This is a genomic window from Desulfovibrio aminophilus DSM 12254 (genome assembly GCF_000422565.1).
Classification (GTDB): domain Bacteria; phylum Desulfobacterota; class Desulfovibrionia; order Desulfovibrionales; family Desulfovibrionaceae; genus Aminidesulfovibrio; species Aminidesulfovibrio aminophilus.
Map to the genome: position 1 here is coordinate 1 of NZ_AUMA01000010.1, position 24287 is coordinate 24287.

23 protein-coding genes and 1 rRNA gene are annotated in these 24287 nt (G+C 64.9%); 10 read left to right on the forward strand and 14 right to left on the reverse strand.

Annotation, left to right across the window (positions count from 1 at the left end):
* Window positions 1-134: ribosomal RNA gene (locus H587_RS0107795) — 16S ribosomal RNA — on the reverse strand; the annotation flags it as partial.
* 406 nt (window positions 135-540) lie between these two features.
* Here H587_RS0107795 and H587_RS0107800 point away from each other — a divergent pair.
* Together H587_RS0107800 and H587_RS0107805 are read left to right on the forward strand one after the other, a co-directional pair.
* Window positions 541-1254 (forward strand): DNA alkylation repair protein, encoded by a 714-nt coding sequence (locus tag H587_RS0107800; RefSeq protein WP_027175795.1) that lies wholly within the window; start codon window positions 541-543, stop codon window positions 1252-1254.
* A gap of 49 nt (window positions 1255-1303) precedes the next feature.
* On the forward strand, window positions 1304-2200 hold the full coding sequence (locus H587_RS0107805) for an AraC family transcriptional regulator (RefSeq protein ID WP_027175796.1): 897 nt from the start codon (window positions 1304-1306) through the stop codon (window positions 2198-2200).
* Window positions 2201-2204: 4 nt separating this feature from the next.
* Here H587_RS0107805 and H587_RS19605 read toward each other — a convergent pair whose 3' ends face one another.
* From H587_RS19605 to H587_RS0107850, 9 genes are all read right to left on the reverse strand, one after another.
* On the reverse strand, window positions 2205-3692 hold the full coding sequence (locus tag H587_RS19605) for an alpha/beta hydrolase family protein (RefSeq protein ID WP_156904484.1): 1488 nt from the start codon (window positions 3690-3692) through the stop codon (window positions 2205-2207).
* Between the two features lie 138 nt (window positions 3693-3830).
* Complete coding sequence (locus H587_RS0107815; protein ID WP_027175798.1) at window positions 3831-4622, reverse strand: alpha/beta fold hydrolase; 792 nt, start codon at window positions 4620-4622, stop codon at window positions 3831-3833.
* Entirely contained in the window at window positions 4619-6535 is a 1917-nt protein-coding gene (locus H587_RS17750) for a hybrid sensor histidine kinase/response regulator (protein WP_034608852.1), read from the reverse strand. The genes H587_RS0107815 and H587_RS17750 overlap by 4 nt, the downstream gene beginning before the upstream one ends.
* A gap of 155 nt (window positions 6536-6690) precedes the next feature.
* Complete coding sequence (divK, locus tag H587_RS0107825; protein WP_027175799.1) at window positions 6691-7050, reverse strand: DVU0259 family response regulator domain-containing protein; 360 nt, start codon at window positions 7048-7050, stop codon at window positions 6691-6693.
* 60 nt (window positions 7051-7110) lie between these two features.
* Window positions 7111-7515, reverse strand: a complete 405-nt coding sequence (locus tag H587_RS0107830) for a response regulator (protein ID WP_027175800.1) — start codon at window positions 7513-7515, stop codon at window positions 7111-7113.
* 19 nt (window positions 7516-7534) lie between these two features.
* On the reverse strand, window positions 7535-8485 hold the full coding sequence (locus H587_RS0107835) for a universal stress protein (RefSeq protein WP_027175801.1): 951 nt from the start codon (window positions 8483-8485) through the stop codon (window positions 7535-7537).
* A 4-nt stretch (window positions 8486-8489) separates the two neighbouring features.
* Window positions 8490-9026, reverse strand: a complete 537-nt coding sequence (locus H587_RS0107840) for a hypothetical protein (RefSeq protein WP_027175802.1) — start codon at window positions 9024-9026, stop codon at window positions 8490-8492.
* Between the two features lie 88 nt (window positions 9027-9114).
* A complete protein-coding gene (locus H587_RS0107845) occupies window positions 9115-10278 on the reverse strand; it encodes a sensor histidine kinase (protein WP_027175803.1) in 1164 nt (387 codons plus the stop codon).
* Window positions 10271-12559 (reverse strand): PAS domain S-box protein, encoded by a 2289-nt coding sequence (locus H587_RS0107850; RefSeq protein ID WP_027175804.1) that lies wholly within the window; start codon window positions 12557-12559, stop codon window positions 10271-10273. Before H587_RS0107850 ends, H587_RS0107845 begins: the two co-directional genes overlap by 8 nt.
* Before the next feature lie 461 nt (window positions 12560-13020).
* Between H587_RS0107850 and tmcD the strand changes: the two genes are divergently transcribed.
* The 5 genes from tmcD to H587_RS17755 all read left to right on the forward strand — a co-directional run bounded on the left by tmcD (window position 13021) and on the right by H587_RS17755 (window position 17274).
* Window positions 13021-14283: an electron transfer complex subunit TmcD gene (tmcD, locus tag H587_RS0107855; protein WP_027175805.1), complete on the forward strand. Its 1263-nt coding sequence runs from the start codon at window positions 13021-13023 to the stop codon at window positions 14281-14283.
* Between the two features lie 11 nt (window positions 14284-14294).
* On the forward strand, window positions 14295-14954 hold the full coding sequence (gene tmcC, locus H587_RS0107860) for a TmcC family electron transfer complex membrane anchor subunit (protein ID WP_027175806.1): 660 nt from the start codon (window positions 14295-14297) through the stop codon (window positions 14952-14954).
* A gap of 23 nt (window positions 14955-14977) precedes the next feature.
* Window positions 14978-16294 (forward strand): electron transfer complex ferredoxin TmcB, encoded by a 1317-nt coding sequence (gene tmcB / locus H587_RS0107865; RefSeq protein WP_027175807.1) that lies wholly within the window; start codon window positions 14978-14980, stop codon window positions 16292-16294.
* Window positions 16295-16313: 19 nt separating this feature from the next.
* The gene (gene tmcA / locus H587_RS0107870; RefSeq protein ID WP_027175808.1) at window positions 16314-16694 is read left to right on the forward strand and encodes an acidic tetraheme cytochrome c3 TmcA; all 381 of its coding nucleotides are present in this window, start codon (window positions 16314-16316) and stop codon (window positions 16692-16694) included.
* 79 nt (window positions 16695-16773) lie between these two features.
* A complete protein-coding gene (locus tag H587_RS17755; RefSeq protein ID WP_084630525.1) occupies window positions 16774-17274 on the forward strand; it encodes an RrF2 family transcriptional regulator in 501 nt (166 codons plus the stop codon).
* A gap of 80 nt (window positions 17275-17354) precedes the next feature.
* Here the strand turns inward: H587_RS17755 and asnS are convergent, their stop codons facing one another.
* The gene (asnS, locus tag H587_RS0107880) at window positions 17355-18740 is read right to left on the reverse strand and encodes an asparagine--tRNA ligase (protein WP_027175809.1); all 1386 of its coding nucleotides are present in this window, start codon (window positions 18738-18740) and stop codon (window positions 17355-17357) included.
* Window positions 18741-18755: 15 nt separating this feature from the next.
* Window positions 18756-19496, reverse strand: coding sequence for an MBL fold metallo-hydrolase (locus tag H587_RS0107885; RefSeq protein WP_027175810.1), 741 nt, complete (start codon window positions 19494-19496; stop codon window positions 18756-18758).
* A gap of 104 nt (window positions 19497-19600) precedes the next feature.
* Here H587_RS0107885 and ftsY point away from each other — a divergent pair, with 104 nt between their 5' ends.
* From ftsY to H587_RS0107900, 3 genes are read left to right on the forward strand one after another with little or no spacing between them, the layout of a single operon-like run.
* Window positions 19601-20935 carry a signal recognition particle-docking protein FtsY gene (gene ftsY, locus H587_RS0107890; protein ID WP_027175811.1) on the forward strand — a complete coding sequence of 445 codons (1335 nt, stop codon included), beginning with the start codon at window positions 19601-19603 and terminating at the stop codon, window positions 20933-20935.
* 11 nt (window positions 20936-20946) lie between these two features.
* Window positions 20947-21681: a class I SAM-dependent methyltransferase gene (locus tag H587_RS0107895; RefSeq protein WP_027175812.1), complete on the forward strand. Its 735-nt coding sequence runs from the start codon at window positions 20947-20949 to the stop codon at window positions 21679-21681.
* Between the two features lie 12 nt (window positions 21682-21693).
* Window positions 21694-22215, forward strand: coding sequence for a class IV adenylate cyclase (locus H587_RS0107900; protein WP_027175813.1), 522 nt, complete (start codon window positions 21694-21696; stop codon window positions 22213-22215).
* Between the two features lie 18 nt (window positions 22216-22233).
* Here the strand turns inward: H587_RS0107900 and H587_RS0107905 are convergent, their stop codons facing one another.
* Window positions 22234-23283: a DUF2157 domain-containing protein gene (locus tag H587_RS0107905; RefSeq protein ID WP_027175814.1), complete on the reverse strand. Its 1050-nt coding sequence runs from the start codon at window positions 23281-23283 to the stop codon at window positions 22234-22236.
* A gap of 10 nt (window positions 23284-23293) precedes the next feature.
* Window positions 23294-24166, reverse strand: coding sequence for an RluA family pseudouridine synthase (locus H587_RS17760; RefSeq protein WP_084630527.1), 873 nt, complete (start codon window positions 24164-24166; stop codon window positions 23294-23296).
* Window positions 24167-24287 lie beyond the last annotated feature (121 nt).

Genomic DNA, 24287 nt, shown 5'->3' on the forward strand with positions numbered 1-24287 from the left:
TGGGTAGGTCACCCACGCGTTACTCACCCGTGCGCCGCTCTACTCAGTCCCCGAAGGAACCTTTCTCGCACGACTTGCATGTGTTAAGCACGCCGCCAGCGTTCAATCTGAGCCAGGATCAAACTCTCCAGTTGAAACTTTCGAGTTGATCCACGTCACAAGAAACGTGGTCTTTTAAATTCGCCCAACTCGCTATTTAATTGTCAAAGATCCCTGACCGCTCAAAACGGCCTCCCGTCGTGCGGGAAAGTGTATGTACGCTTTCCCCTCACTCCCTGTCAACCGTTTTTTCGCATCCGAGTCTCAAAGATCATTTCGCCGCCGTTGCGCCCTCGCGAGCTCGTCCTCAGCGGCGAAGGGTGTTTCTAGGCAAATACCGTCGAAGGGTCAAGGGAAAATCCCAACGAAATGCAAAAAAGTTTTTCTTGACGCGCAATACATTGATGATATTCACTTTTTAAGACACACAATGCGCCCGCTTCCGCACTCGAAACAGGTCTTTTTCCCGGGGCGTACGTCCCGATCCATCGAGGAGTCTTCATGACCAACCTTCTCTCCCTCATCCGCGCCCGCCTTCTGGAGCAGGTGGACATCCCCTACCGGGATGGCTGCCGGGCCTTCTTCAAAGAAACCATCAACCCCTTGGGTGTGCGCGCGGCCCAGGTGAACCGGCTGGCGGCCGAAGTCGCCCGCCTCGTCCGGGACTGGGACACTCCGTGCGTCTGGGAGCTCTGTCGGGCCCTCTGGGCGACTGGGTGTGATGGAGGAAGGCAGTCTGGCCTGCAAGCTGGCGGCCCGGCCCGAACGCCACCTCGGCCGGGAGGACTTCCCGGAGTTGGAGGACTGGCTCGGTCGCCACGTATCCAACTGGGCCACTGCGACGACCTCTGCACCCACGCCATCGGATCCCTGCTCCTTCATTATAAGGAGGTGCGCCCCCGCACCGAAGCCTGGATCGCCTCGCCCAACCGCTGGCTACGCCGGGGCGCGGCTGTGGCCTTCATTCCCCTGGCCAAAGCCGGAGAGCTGCGGTCCATCCTGGCCCGAGTCGACACCCTGCTCCCGGACTCCGACGATCTGGTGCGCAAGGGTTTGGGCTGGCTGCTCAAGGAGGCCGGACGGCGCCAGCCCGGGCCGATGCGCGACTATCTGCTCTCCCGGCGGGAGCAAATGGCCCGCGTGGCCCTGCGCATCGCCGTGGAGAAGCTACCAGAGACCACTCGACGCGAAATCATGGGAAAGCGGGGAAAATGAGAAAAACGGTCAGGTGGGCCGCATCCGGCCCAGATAGGGTGACATCGTGATGCGGCAGAATACCCGTGAATCCTACCACCAGCGCATCCAGCGCATCCTGGTCCATATCCAGAAGCATCTGGACGAACCTCTGGAACTGGCCGATCTGGCCGCGTTGGCCCATGTCTCGCCCTCGCATTTCCACCGCGTCTTCAAAGGCATGCTCGGCGAGACCCTCATGGACCAGGTGCGCCGCATCCGCTTGGAACGGGCCTGCCATCGCCTGACCCGCCAGGAAACCTCGGTCACGAACGCGGCCATGGACTCGGGCTACGAAAGCCCTGAGGCGTTCAGCCGGGCCTTCCGCCGCGCCTTCGGCAGCGCTCCCTCCGAATGCCTCCGAAAACGCCACACTCCAATGTTCCCCACCGCTCCGTCCGGGGTCCGCTACCATCCGGGTGGTCTGCCCTTGGGCTTCACCTTCATCCCAAAAGGAGAAATCCTCATGGACGTTCGTATCGAAACGCTTCCCGAACGCCGTGTGGCCAGCGTGCGCCACCTCGGCCCCTACAAAGAAGTGGAGGTGGCCTGGATCGCCCTCTGCGCCTGGGCCGGGCCGCGCGGTTTGCTGACCCCGGCCACGCTGTTCATCGGCATCTGCTACGACGATCCCCAGGCCACCGGGCCGGAGGCCATCCGCTACGACGCCTCCATCCCCGTGGGTCCGGACGTCTGCTCAGAGGGACAAATCACGGTTCAGACCATCCCGGGCGGGGACTACGCCGTGACCACCCACCGCGGGCCCTACGAGAATCTGGAAAAGACTTACGCCGCGCTCATGGGCGGCTGGCTGCCGCAAAGCGGAAGGATGTTGCGCGACGCGCCCGGCTTCGAGATCTACCGCAACGATCCCAAAAGCACCGCGCCCGAGGACTTGGTCACGGAACTACACATTCCCCTTGTCTGAGCACTCACCGCTCACCGATCCAGGGCCCAGCGAACCGGGCGAACCCGGAAGTCATCCGCTCCAGCCGAACGGCGTCCCGGGCCCATGCCGGGGCGTCCTCGGGCGGGATGTCCTCCTCGGGCAGGAGAAGAACACGGGCCAAGCCATACGGCGGCGCGCTCTCCAGCAGGGCCAAGTCTTCGCTCCATATCCGCCTGGGGTCCGGGCCGCTGAACAGCCAAAGCGAAGGAATGGAGAGCGCGCGCAGGGACGATTCGCTCAGCACGGCGGGCCGCGGCGCCGCATCCTGGGCGACGACCGCCTGGACCAAGAAGTTCGGGGCCTTGCGCCCGGCCCGACAGGCGTCCAGAGCCGCCGACACTCCCTCGTCCCGTCCGAAGATGCCCACGCGCTTCGGGTCGATCCTTTCCTGGCGGCGCAGGAAGGCCACGGCAGCCAGGGCGTCCTCGGCCAAGTCCGCGTCCCCGCCGGACTTTCCCTCCGAGGTTCCGCACCCGCGCGGATCGAACAAGAGCACCGCCACGTTCTGGGCAACCAACTGCCGGGCCACACCCTCCGACAGCTTGCGCGGACGGCATTGACTCCCGGCCAGCCAGACCACGGCGGGAAACGGTCCTTCGCCGGGAGGCACGATGAGTGTGCCTGAGAGGTCCGTGAATCCCCGTGAAAAGGTCACGGCCCGCTCGCTGAAGAATATCTTGTTCGGGAACTGGGCGGCCTGTCTGCCGCCGTGCATCCAGATGACCCGGCTGATGTCGTCGCCGTTGGCCAGGAAGATGATCGTGCCCACCACGGGCTCGTCCTCGCCGAAGGCCGGGCCATAGGAATAGATGTAGCGCCCGAATTGTTTGAGGTTTCTGAATATCCCAGTCTTCGAGTCGTAGAACAGAAGACATTTGTAGGGCGTGTCCCGGGCGTCGATGATGGTCACGCTGCTTTGCCCGTCGTCGTAGGTGTACTGCCCCACGTACTGTTCGATGGTGTAGGTGTAGTAGCCGAGCACATGCCCGAAGCGGCTCTCGGCCCCGTGCCTGAGGTAATCCGGGGCCTCGGGATGAACATAGCCGCCACTCTGGGCGAACTCCTCCAACTCCGGGTCCGCGTTGCGCGGCGGCACCTCGGTCTTGTGTTCGCTGATGGGCTTGGGCGGGGCTGCCGCCGGAGCCGCGACGGGCGGCGCGGTCTTGAGAGGCCGGGGCTGCGCTGGCGGCGTACGCCGAACCGGCGCCTTGGCCCGGGCCGCCTCCGGCGGAGGAGGAGACGCGGGTCGGACCACTGGCGGCGCGGGAGTCGCCGGGGCCCTTTTACGCACCTCGACGATATTCGAGGAAGGCGGCGGCGCGGGAGCCTGGGCGGGTTCGACGCTGACCACCTCGCGCAGATCAAGCTCCAGCACGGGCCTGGACCTGGAGAGCCACCAGGGCATCGCCAGGGTGAATCCCAGGGACATGCAGGCCGCACCGTGCAGAACCACGGCAAGAAAGCCGCTCAAAACACGCGCGCCAGAAACCGTCATGACCGGAGCCGCCCCCAACCGTCTTTGCTCCCATCATGCGCACTCGCCGCGCCTGGGTCAAGAGGCCTCGACCAATGAAATCAATGTCTTCCGCAACGAGAGGGATTGTCGGAATCAGGAGACGGCCAGCTTGATCCGCAGAAAGCGCTCGATCATGACGTTGACCTGCTCAGGCACCTCCAGAGTCAGGAAATGTCCGCCGCAAGCAACCTGGGCCTGGACCACACCGGGCACGAGACGGCGGAGGGCGCGTGAATCCACACGCGGGTGATCGGCGGAAACGCAGAGCAGCGGACAACGCAGGTCGCGAAGGGCCTGCTCGTAGCCTGGGTCGGCGTAGAGTTCGATCAGGGCCAGGAGCACGCGCCGCGGTGTCTCCTCCACCCGGGACAACACCCACTCCCGCACCCCGGGATCGGCCTCGGGCGTGAACATGGAGTCAAAGAAGGCCCGGGCGGCCAGGGGCGAGGACTCGGCCCGCAGCCGGTCGCGCAGACCCGGCAGCCAGAGATCCAGGTCCGGCGGCGGCAGCAGCCGGGAGTCCAGGGCCACGACCCCGGCCACCAGATCGGGCCGGAACGCGGCCAGACGCACGGCCAGGGCTCCGCCCAGGGAATGCCCCACGGCCACCAGCCCACGCAGATCCAATTCCTTGCAGATCAGCGCGAGGTCGCCGACCAGGGTCTTGAAGTCGAAGGGCCCTTCGGGCTTGTCGCTGCGTCCGTGGCCGCGCAGGTCCGGGACGATGACGCGATGACGGGGGGAAAAATACTCGCTCTGGGGAGTCAGAAACGCGGCGTCGCAACTGTTGCCGTGAATCAGAAGCAACGGGGGATCGCCGCGCCCCCGCTCGTCCAGCACGAGCCGGACGCCGTCGCGCGCCCGGACTTCGCGCTCCAGGGTCATGCGCATTCCGAGAGCGGCAGGAAGACCCGGAAGATGGAGCCCTTGCCTTGCTCGGAGTCGGCCTCGATGTCGCCGCCGTGCTGATCCACGGCCTTGCGGACGATGAACAGCCCGAGCCCGGTGCCCTTGGAGCCCTTGGTGGAAAAGAAGACGCTGAAGAGCTTTTCCAGGGTCTCGCGGTCCATGCCGATACCGTTGTCCTCCACTTCCACCACCAGATCCTCGTCCTTGCGATAGGCCCGAAACACCACCCGGTGCTCTTTTTTGGCCGTGTCCTGGACGCAGGCGTCCACGGCGTTCTCCAGGAGATTGACCAAGGCCGGGGCCAGGACCGAGGGGTCGCCCACCAGACGGCCCAGCCCGCTCTGAAACTCGCGGACGAAGGACACGCCGAGCTTCTCGGCCTTGGGACCGGCGGAATCGGCCACCCCTCCCAGGAGTTCGGCGACGTCCAGATCCTGAATATTCATATCCCGCTTGCGGGCCCAGAACAAGATGTCCATGACCATGCCCTTGATGCGGCCGACGAGCTGGGTCACGGACTCCCAACCTTCGGTCAGGCGCGTCTGGTCGCCCTTGGCCAAGCCGGAATTGACCTTGTACATGGCTCCGTCCAGGGCCGTGAGCAGTCCCTTGATGCCGTGCGAGAGCGAGGCGATGAGCATGCCCAGGGAGGTCAGGTGCTCCTGAAGACGGCGGACCTCGGTAATGTCGGCGGCCAGTTCCAGAACCTGGACCACGCGGTCCTGGGCATCGCGGATGGGCGCGGTCCAGACCAGGGCGTTGATGCGTCCGCCGCCGCAGGTCAGGAACTGGGTCTCCAGGCGATGGGACTGGCCATCCTTGAAAGTCAGCAGCGCCGGGCACTCCGGGCAGGGGTCGTTGCGGCCGTGGCAGGCGCGGTGGCACAGCGCGCCCTCATGTTCCCCGAATTCCTTGCGGAAGCGACGATTGGCCGCGGCGATGGTCAGGTCCGGGTTGACCAGGGCGATGGCGCAGGGGGTTTCGTCGAAAAGCTGACGATAGAGCTGTTGGGTGTTGCGAAGCTCATCCTGGAGACGGCGAACCTCACCCACATCTCCGGAAATTTCCAGAACCAGTTCCACCTCGCCGTTGGCCCCCCGGATGGGCACGGTATGCACCATGACGGGATGGTCGTTGCCGTTGACGCAGACCACCACCTCGCGGGAGTGCTGACTCTGACCCGTGGCCAGGGTGCGGGCCACCGGCGAACCGTCGGGGGCGTCGGTCCCGTTCTTGTAGACTTCCCAACTGCCCAGCCCGACCTTGTCGCCGAGACGGTCCTTGTAATAGCGGTTCACGGAGAGGACCGTTCCATGGCGGTCGTGCAGGGAGACGAAACTCGGAAGATCGTTGAAGAACCGGATGTCGCCGGCGAAATCCCGGGAGAGCCCCTGCAGGGCCTGGGTCAGCCCCTCCATCACCTGTCCGGCGGCCTTCTGGCGCTCGTAATCCACGATGCGCGAGGCCTGCTCCTGGACCAGGCGTTCCAGGTTCTCGGTGTATTCGCGCATCTTGGCGCGCATCTCGATGCGCTCGGTGGCGCGACGCAAGGCGATCTCAAGAACCTCCGGGCTCACGGGCTTATTGATGAAGTCCGCGGCCGAAAGTTTGAGACTCTCGATGGCCACGTCCAGGTCGCCGTGGCCGGTGATCATGATGACTTCGGTGTCCGGGGACTCCAGCTTGACGGCCCGCAGAAGATCGATGCCGCTCATGCCGGGCATGCGGATGTCCGTGATGACTATCGGCGGGTGGTGTTCACGGAAGACGCGCATGGCCTCCTCGCCGCTGGCTGCGGTGAAGACCTCATAGCCCATGTCGGCCAGGGTGATGGCCACCACGCGGCGGATGCCGTCTTCATCGTCGACGAGCAGAAGGGAATCAACCATGGGTCGCGGCTCCGCCCCCGCCTGGACCGGATCTCTCCGCCGCGCGCGGGGGGCAATGTCGCATGGCGGAATACCTCATTGAAACGGTAGGGTAATCTTCGAGGAGAGGGGCCGCTCCGGCCCCGTCGGGACCGGGGCGGCGCCCGGTCCCAGCCTTACGGCTTGCCGATGGTCTGTTCGACGATCCTCAGGACTTCCTGGGGATCGAAAGGCTTGTTCACTGTGGCCACGGCTTTGCGGATGGCCAGATGGATGCCCGCCAGACCGCTGATCACGATCACCGGAATGTCCTTGTACTCGTCTTTCTGGGTGTACTTGCGATAGAACCGGGGGCCCCACTCGTTGGGCATCTCCAGGTCCAGGGTGATGAGCTGGGGCTTCTCCTTCTCCAGCACGCCCAGGGCCGCCTCGCCGTCCGAGGCGCTGCACGTCTCGTAGCCGTTGTCCTTGAACACGGAGACGAGGTACTCGACGATGGCCGGGTCGTCGTCCACGACCATGATCTTCTTCGCCATGATGTCCCCCTTTTGGGTTGTGTCCCTCAACATCTGCCGACGGGCCGCCCGCGCGGACCGTCAGCCGTTTCCCCTGAGCAGCCGTTCGGCCGCGGCCAGCAGGGCCTCCGGCTTCGGCGGCTTCTCCACATACGCCTCGGGCCCGGGCAGCGGGCCGCCGGTGGCGGCCCGCAACGTTTCCAGGGCATGTTCGAAGGTCGGTCCGCCCACCGCCGAGACGATCATCACCGGCACACGGCTCAACCGCTCGTCGGCCTTGAGTTCACGGAACATGCGGATGCCGCCGTCGCCCGGCATCATGAGATCCAGGCTGATGAGGACCGGGGCCTCCTCGCGGGCCTTGCGCAGACCTTCCTCGCCGTCGCGGGCAAGCACCGGCCTGAAGCCGGCGCTCTCGAACACCGCGCCGATGAAGATGCGCAGATGCATTTCGTCATCCACGACGAGCACCGCAGGCCGCGTCATTCCACTCTCCCGGCCGAGCCTAGTCCGAACCGGGACGGGCGCCGTAGGGCGTGACGTCCACCTTGTCGGGGTGGTTCACGCTGAGCACCGGACAAGCCGAGCGCAGGACAACCTGCTCCACGGTGCTGCCCAGCAGGGCCTTCTCCGGATCCACCTCGCGGGTGTGGTGGGCCATGACCACGAGGTCGGCCTTGCTCTCACGGGCGAACTTCAGAACCTCCACGTGGGGCGTGCCCTCGCGGATGGTGACCGTGAAGTTGTCGAACTCGCCCATGTTGGCCACGTACTTGGCCTGCATCTTCTCCTCGGCCTCGCGCACCTTGGCCTCGATGGCGGCCTGGTTGGGCGCGTGCAGTTCGTTCTCCGCGCTCAGGTCCACGCAGTGGAAGAGGTGCAGGGTGCAGCCGATGTCGGCGGCCACGTTGCGGGCGAACTGGAAGGCGTAGTCCGAGGCCTTGGAGAAGTCCGTGGCCACGACGATGTTGGCGAAGTAGGACCAGCAGGTCACACAGGGACGGCTGACGATGAGCACGGGGCAGCGGGCGGACTTGGCCACCTTCTGCATGGTGCTGCCGGCGATGGCCCGGTGCCGGGAAGCGCCGATGTCCTCGGGCCGGTTGTGCGCGCCCATGATGATCAGATTCACGTCATCCTTGCGGGCCTTGCGCAGGACCTCGGTGTGCGGCTCGCCCACCAGGGCCTCGAAGGCGGCGCTGGGGTGATCCTTGGCCTGCTTCTCATAATACTGCTTCATCTCCTCCAGGACCAAACCGACGAGGTTCTCGTCGCCCTCCACGCGCTCCCCAGTGCGGACGTCCCGATATTCGAGCCCGAATCCGCGCGAGGGCAGACCGAAGACATGGAACACGGAAAGTCGCGAATGATTCTTGCGGGACAGCTCAAAAGCGACCTTGGCCGCGTCGTCGCAGGTCGGGGACGCCGTGGTGGCGAACAGAATCTTCTCGAACATGAGGCTACCTCCTTAAGGAGCATTCGGTTGGTGTTCCATGAAACGCGAGCTGCCAGCCGATTCCTTCCAGCACGTCGAACAGGGTGTATGTCGTCTCGAAGACGAAGACATTGACCTTGTCGCCGAACACGACGTGCCGCAAACCACCCAGGCGGACCGGCACGTCCAGCAGATGTTCCAGCTGATAGGACTTGATCTCCAGCGCCTCGCCGGCGGCCATGCCGTGGAACGCATGGTAGATGTCCAGGCGCGGCTTGCCCGGAAACCCGACCATTTCCACGGTCCTGGTCAGTTGCAGCCAATCCAGGCCGGCGGGCCGGCAATCCCGTTCCGGCCAGGAGCCGTAACGTTCCAGCATGCCCGGGAAAAACCTATTGACGCGCGGCAATTCGGGATAACGCTTGAGCAGGAGAAAGAAACTGCGGAGCGTGAATCCCGGATTGAGTTGAACGGAATTGCTGAAGAACGGCAGCGGATCATCCCCGATGGGCCTGCCGCGCTCCATCATGCGGCCGTCCGGTTGCAACTCCACCATGTCCATCAGCAAAATCCTATAAAAAAGGTATACTTTTCCTGGCCCAATATTCCAAAACAAAAAACGCGTCAAGAAGCTCCCGGGCCGCTTTTTTCTACATCCCCGTCGAACCGCTCCCCCGAAGGGTTTCCGGGCGTGGCAGCCTCGCAGTGAAGGTCGTTCCTCGCCCCGGCGCGGACTCCACCTCCAGAACCCCGCCGTGCTGTTCGACGATTTTCCGGCTGGCGGCCAGACCCAGCCCCGTGCCGCGGCCGCCCTTGGTGCTGAAAAACACCGTGAAGAGCATGTCCACGGTGTCCGCGTCCATGCCAGGTCCGTTGTCCCGAACAACGTAGCGCACCCCTCCCCCCGCGTCCGGCTCCACCCGCAGTTCCACCCGACACGGCTCGGGCCGCTCCCCGCGCTCGGCGCAGGCGTCCAGGGCGTTGACCACGAGATTGAGCAAGCAGCGGTGCATGGCCTCGGGGTCCAAGAGAGCCTGAGACATACCCGGAGCCTTGTCCAGGACCAGATCGACGCCCTGCTCCCGGGCCCGCGCACGCATCAGGGCGGCGATCTCCTCCAGGGGACCGGCGGGATCGGTGGGATGGAAATGAAGTTCCTCCGGCCGCGAGTAGTCCAGCAGCGCCAGGGAGAGATCCTTGATCTTCTCCACGTTGGCCTTGAGCATCTCCCACCCCTGCTCCAGGTAGACCCGGCGATCCTGTTTGAGCCCCTGCTCCAGGAGAAAGATACAGCCCTCCAGCCCGCCCGCGATGTTCTTGATGGCGTGGGCCATGCCCGCCGCGGCCTGCCCGGCGGCCGCCAGCCGCTCGGCGCGCACCAGTGCTCGCGACTTCTCCTCGACCATCCGCTCCAGGTTGGTCGTGTACTCCCGCAACTGGCGCCGAAGATGGCTCCGCTCGCGGGCCCGCTTCAGAGCGATCTCCAAAATCGCGTCGTTGACGGGCTTGGTCACGAAGTCGGCGGCCTCGCGCTGAATGCTCTGAATGGCCAAATCGATGTCGCCGTGGCCGGTGATCATGATCACCTCCACGTCCGGGTCGCGCTTCTTGAGCCGCTCCAGCAGCTCGATGCCGTCCATGCCGGGCATCTTGATGTCCGTGAGCACCACCCCCGGCCGAACCCGGTCGAAGACGGCCAGGGCTTCCTCGCCGGTGCGGGCCGTATGCACCACGTACCCGGCGTCGGCCAGGGACAGGGAGAGCACCGTGCGGATGCCCTCTTCGTCATCCACCAGCAGCAGATTCCTATCCATGCCTCTCCCCTTCGTTCTTCCATTCCGGGAAAGTCATCACGAAGCGGGTCCACTCCCCTTCCACGGACTCGGCGCGGATGGTCCCCCCGCAGTCCTTGATGATCCCGTAGCTGATGGACAATCCGAGGCCCGTGCCCTTGCCGACCTTCTTGGTGGTGAAGAACGGCTCGAAGATCTTGTCCAGGATGCCCCGGGGAATGCCCCGGCCCGTGTCCTCGACCTCCACCCGCACACCGCCGGAGATCCTCCGCGAAGTGATCGTGATCCGCTTTCCGCCCGGCGGGGCCGTGGTCCCGGCCCACCTTTCCTCAATGGCGTCGCGGGCGTTGATGAGCATGTTGATGAAAACCTGCTCCAGCCGCCCCGGGTCGGCCTTGATGGGCGGCAGGCTCTCGTCCAGCCGCCAGTCCACGGTGATCTCGCGCAACTTGAGCTGCTGGCTGAAGATGTCGAAGGCCCGCCGCAGGACTTCATTGACCCGCACCGGCTCCAGGCTCATCTCAGGCTTACGGCCGAACTCCCGAAGATGGTTGATGATCCTGGTGGCCCGGTCCACATGACTGTCGATCTCACGGGCCATGGTGCCCAAAATTTCCTCGTCGATGGGCTCCTTGCGGCTGATCTTGCGGGCGATGAAGCTGCTGGCGGTCTTGATCACCGAAAGCGGCTGGTTCAGCTCATGGGCCACACCCGTGGCCATCTCGCCGAGGGTGGCCATCTTCGAGGCCTGAATGAGCTGCTGCTCGGTCTCCAGGCGTTTGGTGATGTCGCTGGTGGTCACGAGCAAGACCTTGCGGCCCGAATACTCCGAGGGCGAGACGCGCACGGTCACGTAGATGCTGCGGCCGTCCCTGATGACGTTCTTGGCCCGATCCAAGACACGGGCCTGACGCAGCAGATCCGCCGTGGCCTCGCGCTCCTCCTCGCGCCAGAATTCCAGAAAGGAGGTACCCACCAGCTCATTCTTCTCGAAACCGTAGATGGCCTGGGCGGACTCGTTGCAGTCCAGGACGTTCAGGGTTTCGGCGTCAAGCACGAATAGCGGGTTGGGCGTGTTCTTGAAGATGGCCAAGTACTTGCGCTCGGAGCGTTCGAGCTTCTGCTCCAACTGCTTGCGCGAGGAGATGTCCAGACTCATTTCCATGGCCGCCACGATCTCGCCCTCGGCGTTACGCACCGGCGAGGTCGTCACCAGCCAATGCCGCATGCGACCGTCGGCGTCCGGCCCCGACTCCTCGCTGCAGTACGAGCGACCGGTCTGAAAGGTCAGCTCCACAGGGCAGTTGGGACACTTCTCGTTGCGCCCCTTGTAGGCGTGATAACAAAAGTCCGCGTTCTTCGGCTTGAACTTCTCCTTGAACTCCAAGTTGTAGCGCAGCAGCCGGAAGTTGCGGTCCTGCACCGTGATGATGCAGGGCACATGCGAGAAGAGATATTGGTACTCATCCTTCTGGCGATTCAGTTCGATCTGCTTGTTGCTGATGTCCCGGCCCATATCCGTGATGGACTTGGCCAGCTGCCCCATCTCGTCCTCGTGGTCGATGTCGATGCGGGAACACTCTCCGCCCTTGGCGATGAGCTGGGTGCCCACGATGAGCTTGCGGATAGGCCGGATCACGAACCGCAGCATGAAGATGTAGATCACCGAGGCCAGGGCCAGGAAGACCACGGCCGTGAAACCGATGATGCGGTTCTTGAAGAGCGCCACCTCGCGATCCAGATCCTCTAGGGAGACGACCACGTCGATGGCCCCGAGGATCTTCTTGTCCGATGGGTGGTAATGGCAGCCCTCGGTGCAGCCCGGCTCGTTGTAGACCGGGTCCAGGATGCCCATGAGGCGTGTGCCGTCCCAATTCTCGAAAACCCGGATGCGCTCGTCCAGGGCCAAAGAGGACAACGGCGGCGAGGCGCGGTGGCAGACGTGGCAGGCCTCGGCCTCGATGTTGGTGCGGGTGTCGATCTCCCGCTCCACGTTGGAATATTTTATTTCTCCGGCCTTGTTGTATATGCGCAGGGCCAGGATGTCCTTCTGCCGGCCGATGTTGGCGATGATCTGCTGGATGTCCTCGCGGGAGTTGAGCATCATGGCGTAATGCGTACCGAGCTTGATGGTCGTGCCCAGGCGGTCGGCCTCGGCCACCATGTAGCCCATGAGCTGTTCCTCCTGATGCACGATGGCCAAGTAGGACAGCCCCGCGATGCTCAGGAGCAGGCCGAGCCCCGTGGAGATGATGAGCTTGGCGGTCAGGCTCTGCCGCACCAGCTTCGGAATGCCCCGCATGATTCCCGCCCGCCTCCACCGGCTGCACTTTTTCAGACGACGCCCAGACCGTCCTCGACGCCCGGCCGGACGTCCCCGAGACACCGCCGGGCCTCAACTGCATTGCCTACCGAAACGCTCTTGTATGCTATCTCATATCAGTTTGCATTGTCACCACTTTTTTGGTTCGAGTAAAGCATACCTCTTTTGTCCGAATAAGTATGAAGACATACTAAATTAGTCGGGAATGAACAACGGCGGCGTATACCGTAGTAAAAAAATCCATGATTCGGACGCTGGCCTTTTTTTTGCCGAATCCCTCTTTTCAAAATACGAAAAAGATGTTAGTGTCACAGTATTAAATAAGTATATCAATATCTTGTATCATTCATGAAACGTGGTAAGTTCTCTTTTTCGCGTGCCCGCGTACCGGTCACCCGCATCGACCGGTGCGCCAACCTCAATTGAGTCAAGGAGGCCCTATGCTGCACCCTGCTTCCTCATGGGACTGGCAGCCTGGTGAGCGAGTGGTGCTGGATTCCACTGCCTGTCCGGCGCCGCATGAATGGCAGGAGGAGCCCCATGTCTCGCCCGACGGCGAGAAATTCGGGGCGATCGTCCGCCTGGACGACGGCCTTTTCACCCTTTGCGTGAACGGAACCCCCTGGGAGGCCACGTTCGACAAGATTTGGAACCCGCGCTTCAGCCCTGACGGGCGGCTGACCTCCATCGTGCAGCAGGACGGGGAATGGACCCTGGCCGTGGACGGCGAAGCCTGGCCCGAGAACTATGCCTACCTCTGGTCCACCATGTTCTCGGCCGACGGTTCGGTCATCGCCGCGGCCATCCAGCAGGACGGCGAGTATGGTCTCTGCATCGACGGCGCTCCGTGGGAAACCCTCTACGAAAACGCCAACCAGTTCACCCTAAGCCGTGACGGCCAGGCCACCGCCGCGGTGGTCCAGATGCAGTCCATGGCGGCGGCGGATCTCGCCGCCTTCCAGCGCGGCGTGTTCTCAGTGGCGATCAACGGCCAGCCCTGGGAACGCACCTTCGTCAACGTCTATACGCCGACCTTCGACGCCTCGGGTAGCCGCGTGGCCGCCCAGGTTCGCCTCAATCTTTACGACTACGGCATCGCCGTGGACGGAGAGACCTGGAAGCAGACGTACGCCTGCGTCTGGGAACCGCGCTTCAATCCGGCCTCCGGCGCGGTGGTCGCGCCGGTGCGCATCGCCGGTTCCTGGGGCCTGGCCCAGGACGGCCAGATCATCTGGGAGCCGGTCTTCGCCCAGTGCTGGCAGCAGGCCTTCAGCCGCGACGGCAAGACCATCGCCGCCATCGTGGCCACGGGCTACGGCAAATTCACCGTGGCCGTGAACGCCAAGCCCTGGGCCGCCACCTTCCCGGTGGTGACCGACCTGACGCTTTCCGCCGACGGCAAGCGCGCCGCGGCCCTGGCCAACGAGTACAACGCCGACTGGCAGGTGGTCGTGGACGGCCGGCCCTGGAACGGCGTCTTCGACATGGCCTGGAAACCGGTCTTCAGCCCGGACGGCGCCCGCGTGGCCGCCAAGGTCGAACGCAAGGGCCGCCAGAACGTCCTGCTCGACGGCAAGCCTTACAAGCGGGACTTCGAACAGGTCTGGGAACCTGCCTTCAGCCCCGACGGCTCCAAGGTGCTCATCCGCGCCCGCGACGGCGGCAAATACCTCCGAATCGTGGCCCAGGCCGCGGACTTCTAGGGGAGGAAGCCATGCACGAGATCTACAACCTGGTCACCGGACCCCTGGCCTGGCTGGCCTGGGGCATCTTCATCGTGGGTTCCATCTACCGCTTGGCCATCATGTACATCCTGGCCAAGAAGAAGGACGGTCCCTCCCTGGCCTATATGAGCTGGGGCTTCTCCCTGCGCTCGATCATCAACTGGCTCATTCCCTTCAACGCCCTGGGCTGGCGCAGGAACCCGGTGATGACCGTGGCGACCTTCGCCTTCCACATCTGCCTGGTGCTGGCGCCGATCTTCCTCCTGGCCCACGTGGCCCTCTGGGATCAGTTCTTCGGCGTGGAGTATCCCGTGTTCCGCGAAAACGTCACCGACATCATGAGCATGATCGTGGTGGCGGGCGGTCTGGTCTTCGCCGGACGGCGGCTGTTCCAGAAGGAAGTCCGCTACGTGACCACCTGCCAGGATTGGCTCATCCTGGTCATCGCGGTCCTGCCCTTCCTCACCGGCATCCTGGCCTACCATCAGATATTCAACTACCAGACCATGGTCATCCTGCACATCCTGACCGGCGAGATCATGCTGGCGGCCATCCCGTTCACGCGGCTCTCGCACATGCTCTTCGCCGTGTTCACGCGCGCCTACATGGGCTCGGAGTTCGGCGGCGTCCGTCGGGTCAAGGACTGGTAAGCTCCTGAAGGAGGAGGAAATACATGGGAATCCAAGACAGACTCATCGAGGACGTCGGCCTCCGGGAGGGGGTCAAGCGCCTCACCGAGGATAAAATCGAGCAGGTGGTGCAGGCCGTCCTCAAAGGCGAGACCGGCGCGCGCCTGGCGGCCTACAACGAGATCTGCATGCGTTGCGGACTCTGCTCCGAGGCCTGCCACTTCTACCTCTCCCACGACGGCGACCCCAGCTACTCGCCCGTGGGCAAGGTGCAGCAGACCATGGCCGTGCTGCTCAAGAAGAAAGGCCGGGTCAGCCCGGACTTCATCTACGGCATGGCCCAGATCGCCTACACCGAATGCAACCTCTGCCGTCGTTGCGTGCACTTCTGCCCCGTGGGCATCGACACCGGCTACATCATGAGCACGGTGCGCCGCATCTGCCACAAGCTCGGCGTCACGCCGCAATACATCCAGGACACGGCCCACAGCCATTCGGCCACCTTCAACCAGATGTGGGTCAAGGACGACGAGTGGATCGACACGCTCCAGTGGCAGGAGGACGAGGCCCGCGACGAATTCCCGAGCCTGCGCATCCCCTTGGACAAGGAGGGGGCGGACATCTACTACTCGGTCATCGCGCCCGAGCCCAAGTTCCGCACCCAACTCATCTACCAAGCGGCGGCCATCTTCACCGCCGCCGGCGTGGACTGGACCATGCCCTCCGAACCCGGATGGGACAACTCGGACATGTGCATGTTCACCGGCGACTTCGAGATGATGGGCCGCCTCAAGCGCCGTCACTTCGAATCCGCCCAGAAGCTCAAGGTCAAGCGCATCGTCATGGGCGAGTGCGGCCACGCCTTCCGCTCGGTCTACGACATGGGCAACCGCTGGGTGGCCTGGAAGATGTATCCGGTTCCGGTCATCCACTCCATTGAGTTCTTCTGGGAACTCATGAAGCAGGGCAAGATCAAACTGGCCAAGAAATACCCCGGCCCAGTCACGGTGCATGACCCCTGCAACGTGGTCCGCGGTCGCGGCCACCACGAGAAGCTCCGCGAACTGGTCCGTTTCCTCATCGACGGCGACATCGTCGAGATGGCCTCCAACCGCGAGCATGCCATCTGCTGCACCGCGGGCGGCGGCGTGATCAACTGCGGCCCGCCGTTCAAGAACGTCCGTCTGGCCGGCAGCAAGGCCAAGGCCGAAGAGTTGAAAGCCACCGGCGTGAAGACCATCGTGGCTCCCTGCCACAACTGCCACGGCGGCCTGGAAGATACGGTCCACCGCTACAAGCTGGGCATGGACATCAAGTTCCTCGGCGACATCATCTACGAGTGCATGGAAAAGCCGAGTTAGGGCGAGGGGGAGAAACCATATGAAGAAAACCACGATTGTCGCCCTGCTGGCTCTCTGGGTGCTGGTCCCGGCCCTGCGGGTCGCCGCCCAGGACGATCTCAAGGAGATCAAGTCGGAGGCCTTCGGCACGCTCCAGCGTCCGGCGGTTCCCTTCGACCACAACGCCCACAACGAAAAGGCCCAGATCGAGGACTGTCTGGTCTGCCATCACAGCGGCGAGAACGGCCGTCAGGACAAGACCACCGGTAGCGAGGGCACCCCCTGCTCCGAATGCCACAAGGTCAAGCCCACGGGCAAGACCACCTCGCTCATGCGCGCCTACCACAAGCAGTGCATCACCTGCCATACGGAAAAAAAGAAGGGCCCCGTCGCCTGCGGCGAGTGCCACATCCGCAAGTAGTCTCAACCCCGGGGGGCGGGGCCGTCCCGCCCCCCGGCTTCTCTCCCGCGCCAACGTTCAGAGACAGGAGGCGATCGCCATGCACCTGTCCACGCGAAGCCGCTACGGCGTCCGCATCGTTCTCGACGTGGCCTTGCATCAGGCCGACGGACCGGTGAAGGTCTCGGATATCGCCCTGCGCCAGAACATTTCACACAAGTATTTGGAAAAAATAATCATCAGTCTGCGCGAGGCGGGCATCCTCAAAAGCGTCCGCGGCTGTCGCGGCGGCATCCTCCTGGCCCGCTTCCAGCACGAGATCACCGCCGGAGAACTGGTGCGCGTCCTGGAGGGCAAGACTGCTCTCACGGACTGCGCCAACCCCGGCACCCGTTGCGTGCCCTGCCAGCGCACCCAGGGCTGCCCGGCGCAGCGTCTCTGGTCCGAGGCCAGCCGCGCCCTGTTCGACACCCTGGACAACATCACCATGGCCGACGTCATCGCCTGGCAGGACGACATGCGCGAGGACTCGGCGGCCTTCTGCCGCCTGCCGCGCTGCGTGGAACAGTCGAGCGAGCCGCGCGTCTGCTTCCCGCTCTGAACCCGCGCCCCAGGACAGGCGAAAGCGCCGGACGCCCCTTGCGGCGTCCGGCGCTTTTCGTTTGGCGGGAGGCGGGCCTCCTAGAATTCCAGGTGACCGGGAGTACGCGGGAAGGGAATCACGTCGCGGATGTTGGAGATGCCCGTGACGAGCATGAGCAGGCGCTCGAAGCCCAGGCCGAAGCCCGCGTGAGGCGCGGAGCCGAACCGCCGAATATCCAGGTACCAGCTGTATTGCTCCGGGGTCATGCCCATCTCCGTGATCCGGCGCTCCAGCACGTCCAGGCGCTCCTCGCGCTGGCTGCCGCCGACCAGCTCACCGATGCGCGGCACGAGCAGGTCCATGGCCCCCACGGTGCGGTCGTCGTCGTTGAGCCGCATATAGAACGCCTTGATCTCCTTGGGGTAGTCGTAAACGATGACCGGACGCTTGAAATGCTCCTCGCAGAGGTAGCGCTCGTGCTCAGTCTGGAGATCCACGCCATAACCCACGGGAAACTCGAAGGTCTTGCCGGACTTGGCGAGAATCTCCACGGCCTCGGCGTAGGGCAGGCGCACGAAGGGATCGGCGAGGATGCCCTCCAGAGTCGGGCGCAGCTCCTTGTCCACGAAGTTGGCGAACAGGTCCAGGTCCGCGGCGCAACGCTCCACGGCCCAGCCCACCGTGGCCTTCACCAGATCCTCGGCCAGATTCATGTCGTCGGTGAGGTCGGCGAAGGCCATCTCCGGTTCGATCATCCAGAACTCGGCGCAATGCTTGGGCGTATTGGAGTTCTCGGCCCGGAAGGTGGGACCGAAGGTGTACACGTCGCCCAGGGCCAGGGCCATCAGTTCGCCCTCCAACTGCCCGGAGACCGTGAGATGGGCCGGGCGGCCGAAAAAGTCGGCCGCGTTCAGCTCGGCCGCGCTCTTGCCGCCCCACTGGGCCGGGTCCAGGGTGGTCACGCGGAACATCTCGCCCGCGCCCTCGCAATCCGAGCCGGTGAGGATGGGCGTGTGCACGTAGAAGAAGCCCCGGTCGCGGAAGAACTGGTGCACCGCGAAGGACATCTCCGAGCGGATGCGCAGCATGGCCCCGTACTTGTTCGTACGCGGCCGCAGGTGGGCGATGGTGCGCAGGAATTCGTCGGAATGGCGCTTCTTCTGCAGCGGAAAGGTCTCGGGATCGGCCGCGCCCAGGAGTTCAACGCTCCGAGCCTTGAGCTCCCACTTCTGCCCCTTGCCCGGCGAGGGCACGAGATCGCCGACCAGGGCCACGGACGCTCCCGTGCCGATGTCTTCCAGGGTCCGCACGATCTCCGGGGTGTGGTCGATGACGGCCTGAAGGTTCTTCAGGCAGGACCCGTCGTTGATCTCCAGGAAGGAGAAGCCCTTGGAGTCGCGTTTGGTGCGCACCCAACCCTTGACCATGATGTTCGTGAGGGGCGTCTCCGCATTCAGCGCCGCGATGATCTTGATCCGTTGCATGTGGCGTTCCTTTGCTTACGTGGGATTTCCGCTCGGTTCCAGGTCCAGTTCCAGGGTCTGGCCCGGCTTGTCGTAAACGAACACGTCCGATCCTCCGGCCATCAGCAGCGGCCGGACCTCCTTGAGCCAGGCAGTGCGGCCGAAGGCGTGCATGGGCACCAGCAGCCGGGGCCGCGCCGTGCGCGCGAATTCCGGCCCTCCGGCGAGATTGGCCAGCCGTCGGTCCACGTTGGTGAAGGCGATGTCCACCGGCCGCCGGGCGATGCGTTCCAGGGCCCGGGTGAAAAACTCGGCGGTGAAGGTCCGCTCGGCCTCGGCGGCCGTCTCCCAGACCCAGGCCGCCAAGTCGCCACCGAAATAGACCCGCACGCCATTCACCTCCACAAGATAGGCCACACCCAGGTCGTTGGACATCAAGGTTTCGATGGCCAAACCTGAAAAGGAATACGCTTCGTCCGGCTCGACCACGAGCGCCCCCCTGGGCACGGCCGCCGGGTACATCTCGGCCACGTCGTCGGAAACCACGAAGTCCGCCGAGGCCGCCCCGGCGCAGGCCACGGCGAGATCCTGGCGGAAGTGGTCGTCGTGACTGTGCGAGACGAAAGCCGTCACCCTACGGCCTCCCAGCCCCAGGGAAAGGGCTTCGGCGGCCCGCCGCTTGAGATATTTCCCGTCCGGGCAGTCGAACAGCAATGTCCGACCACCTATGTCCAGAAGAAAACAGTTGTGGAAGATGTAGGTGACCCTGACGCGCATGCCCGGGTGAATCATATCCCCGGCCAAAAGGCAAGACAGCGGGTTGCCGGGCCGGTCGGCTTGGGCTACAACCGGGCCCAGAACGCTGCTTTCCGAGGATGCCCATGGGATTCTTTTCCAAGCTGAAGACGCTCTGGCGCGGCGGGGCGCCCGCCGAAACCGCCCCCACCCCCGAAAGAACCGAGGCGGCTCCCGCTCCGGCCCACGTCGAACGCTCCGCTCCAGCCCAGGCCGCGGCGGGCGAAGGTTGGCGCACCGACCTGACCCTGGCCCTGCGCCAGGCCGAACCCCGGCTTTCGATCTGGCTCGGCCACGTGCTGTCGGGGGTGCATGAAGCCGGGCCGCTCCTGCGCGAACGCCTGCTGTTCCTCTTCCAGGCCCTGGACGCGCCCCAGGCCGAGGCCGAAGCCTTCGTGGCCGACTTCGAATCCTGGCTCTCGGCCATGGGTTACAGCGGCGTGGACGAATTCCGCTCCGAGCTGCAATACCGTCTGGCCCTGGCCCTGGACCTGGAGGACGAGGAGGACGAGCGCGACCGGCTCTTCCTCAAGCTCTCCGAGGGCTTGGCAAAGACCCGCGAGCAGATCACCAAGCGCATCGACACCCTGCTGGCCGGAAACAGGGCCATCGACGAATCCTTCTGGGAGGAGTTCGAGGAAATCCTGATCATGGCCGACGTGGGCTTCGAAGCCGCGTCCAGGCTCATGGACAACCTCCGGGCCCGGGTGCGCAAGGCCGGAATCCACGAGGCCGACGGCTTCCGTGACCTGCTCAAGGACGAGCTGGCCGACATCTTCAAGACGCCCAAGCGCATCCAGGCCGTGAACCCGCCCGAGGTGGTCATGATGATCGGGGTCAACGGCGTGGGCAAGACCACGACCATCGCCAAGCTGGCTTACCGCGCACGGATGCAGGGCCGCAAGGTGCTCATCGCGGCGGGCGACACCTTCCGGGCCGCGGCCATCGAACAGCTGGAAATCTGGGCCAAGCGCGTGGGCGCGGGCTTCTTCGCCAAGCAGGCCGGAGCCGATCCGGCGGCTGTGGCCTTCGAGGCCATGGACCAGGCCGTGAGCGAAGGCTACGACCTTCTGCTCCTGGATACGGCCGGACGCCTGCACACCAAGGCCAACCTCATGGAAGAGCTGAAAAAAATCAAGCGGGTGCTGGACAAGAAACACCCCGGCGCGCCGCACCGCAGCATCCTGGTCATCGACGCCACCACCGGCCAGAACGCCCTGTCCCAGACCAAGCTCTTCCACGAGGCCGTGGGCGTGGACGAGATTGTGCTGACCAAGCTGGACGGCACGGCCAAGGGCGGGGTCGTGGTGGCCGTGACCCTGCAGTTCCGCATTCCCATCACCTTCGTGGGTCTGGGCGAGAAGATGGAGGATCTGCGGCCGTTCAACGGCGAGGACTTCGCCAAGGCCCTGCTCTGCTGAAGGACCACGTCATGCCCGCAGTCGAGGAGCACTACGCCCAACATCTGGCCGCGTTCTATGACTGGCTCTGCGGCGGCTTCGAGGCGGCCGTGGAGCGCAACCGCCATCTGTTGCGCCGCCTCGCCCCGGCCTCTCCCCCCGGGGCCTCGGCCCTGGACCTGGGCGCGGGCTCGGGCCACCAGTCCATCCCCCTGGCCGAGTCCGGCTACGCCGTGACCGCCGTGGACTCCTGCGCGGAGTTGCTGGCCGTGCTGGAGGAAAAAATGGGCGGCCTGCCCATCCAGGCCGTGCGCGCGGACATCCTGGCGCACCTGGAGCGGGAGACCGAAACCTTCGACCTAGTCCTCTGCATGGGCGATACGCTCACGCATCTGCCGGACCAGGACGCCGCACGGACTCTGCTGACCCAGGCCGCGCGCCTGCTCAAACCCGGCGGCGTCCTGCTCCTGTCCTTCCGGGACTATGCCTCGTCCACGCCGGAAGGCCTCTCGCGCTTCATCCCGGTGCGCTCCGACGACACCCGCGTGGCCACCTGCTTCCTGGAGTACGGGACGACCCACGTGCAGGTGCACGCCCTCCTGCACACCCGCCAGGAAGACGGCCAATGGATCTTTTCCGCCAGCGTCTACCCCAAGTGCCGCCTCGCGCCGGAGGCCGTGCGCGCCGCCCTGGCCGGGCTGGGATTCCGGGACGTCAGAACCGAGAGCGAGCGCGGCATGGTCTTCCTGCGCGCCGAAAAGGCCTAGGCGGCAAACGCCATGGCCCGCAACGTCGAGATCAAGGCCCGTGTCGCGGACATCGCCTCGGTCGAACCCCTGGCGGCCGCTCTCGCGGAACAGGGCCCGTTCACCATTGAGCAGGACGACACCTTCTTCGCCTGCCCCAACGGTCGGCTCAAGCTGCGCGCCCTGGCGGAAAACGACGGGCAGCTCATCTTCTACCGCCGGGCCGACAGCGCCGGGCCCAAGGAATCCTTCTACGTCATCAGCGCCACCAGCGCGCCGGACACGCTGCGTGAAACCCTGGCCCTGGCCTATGGGGTGACGGGCCGGGTGCGCAAGCGCCGCACCCTGTATCTGGCCGGGCGCACCCGCATCCATCTGGACCAGGTGGAGGGACTGGGGGAGTTCCTGGAATTGGAAGTGGTGCTGGCCGAAGGCGAGGCATTGGAGGCGGGACTGGCCGAGGCCCATGTCCTTATGACTCGGCTCGGCGTGGAGCCCGCGCAGTTGCTGGAATGGGCCTACGTGGACCTGCTGGAGCGAAAGCAGAGCGACTAGGCCGTCCGCATTCCATCCTCAGTCCCCTAAACCGCGCCGGTACTGCGGTAACCCGTCGCGGAGCCAGCCCGGCAACGCCGCCAACACCACCCGCTCCAGGGCTGCGCCATGACGGCGGTACTGGACCCCGGCCGCGATGACGAGCAGGCCGATGAGGCTCAGGACAAAGGGGAAGGCCAGGGAATCCTTGAATACGTGCCAGGCCAGATGCCCGAGGTATCCGGCCACGCCCAGTGCGCCGAAGACCAAAAATACCCGCCGCTGCACGAGAATGGAGACGAGGAGCAGGCCCACGTTGATGCCGCAGTACGCGAGTTTCCCGAGTTCGCTGTGGCTCTCCATGGCGCTCAGCCCGCCCCAGAAGGCCATGAGGCCGAAAAGATAGCCCCAGAAGGCGAAGTCCTCCCGCGTCCGGCGGTCCACCACGTAGGTCACGGCCAGAACGATCAGGCCGAAGCAGAGCGAGACGAGCTTCCGCTCGTCCCAGCTGAACTCCGTCCGACCGAACAAGAGCGGGGTCAGGTCCATGGACATGTACCAGAGCGCGAAGGCCACGGGGAAGGTGAGGAAGGGGAAACGGAAGAAGCGCAGAGCCAGAAGCCCGGCCAGCACGGTTCCCGCCTCCATGAGCAGCCAGCCGCCGCGCACCAGGACGTGGTATTTCGCGAACGCACCCGGAACACCCTGAGGCCACATGCCGGTGAGCACCTCCAGGCCGTAGATCGCCAACGGCGTCATCCACACGGCCAGGGTGACGAGCAGCCCGCCCGGAACCCGGTACCCGGCCTTGGTCCACAACCACCAACCCACGGCGGCAAAGACTCCGGCATAGGCCAGAGCGATGAGCAGCAGGCCGAGCCCGCCGAAGCGCTCCCAGCTCTCGTTCACGAACCAGCCCATGGCTCCCATGACGAGCAGGGCGCCGAAGTAGTAAAGCAGATGCTGGAGGTCGAACTGGGGCCGCTGGGCGTTTTTTCGGAGCAGGAACGCCCACAGGCCCTCGGCCCGCGCGGCGTCGAGAACGCCCTGGTCCACGGCGAGTTCCAGATCTTTGCGCGTCAGCAGCATGAGCGCTCCTTCAGTTCTTCGAGGCGTCATCCTGAGGGATGGTCCTCCCCGTGCCGCCTCCGGCAACGGGAAAACCGCTCTCGACGGCCACCTCGAAGCCCTCGAACGACAGCCTCCCGTGGTGCAGGAAGAGCCGTTCCCCCTCCCCGCCGCCGTAGAGCGGATCGCCCACGATGGGCAGGAGCACGTGCGCCAAGTGGGCCCGGATCTGATGCCGCGCGCCCTTGTGGATGACCACCTTGAGCAGGGTCCGGTCGTGATCCTCGTCGTACTCCAGGGGCTCGGCCCGGGTCCAGCGCAGGGGGCTCTCGTCCTCACGCGCCAGCACCTTCGTCTTCTTCCGGCCGTCTGTATCCAGGGCGTTCATCACGGTCACGGGCCATTCCAGGCAGCCCCGCACCAGGGCCCGGTACTCCTTGGTCACTCGGCCCGCATCCTCCAGCTCATAGTAACGCGCGGCGGCCTCGGGCGTGAGCGCGGCCAGGACGATGCCGGAGGTGAGGAAATCCAGGCGGTTCAGGAGCCGGGCCCCGCGCCCGGGCAGCAATTCGGGCAGCAGCCGTTCCACGCTCGGGTTGTCACGGCCCGCAATGGCCGCGCTGTGCATCCCGCCGGGTTTGAACAGCGCGGCGTAGTCGCCCTGGACGGACAGAAGCCGCACGCCCAAGACCGGAGACGACTCCCCCCGCTCCCGCGCCGCCAGGACCAGGCGCTGCCCGACGCTCACGCGGAAGCCCTTGGAGCGGGCCCGGCCGTCCACCAGCACGGCCCCCGCCTCCCAGGCCCGCCGCCGCTCCCGCAGGGAACTGCCGGGCAGAAGGAGTTCCAGGGCCTGGTCCAGCCGCGCGCCGTCCATGTCCTCGGGGACCAGCATCTCGTTCATACCCCTCCCATACGGCCGAAGCGGACACACGGCAAGCGAGTGCTCAGGCTTTGACGCCTGACGCGAAAGGCCCTACACAGAACCATTCGGCCGAATCTCCCGGCCGCCCCCACAGCAAACA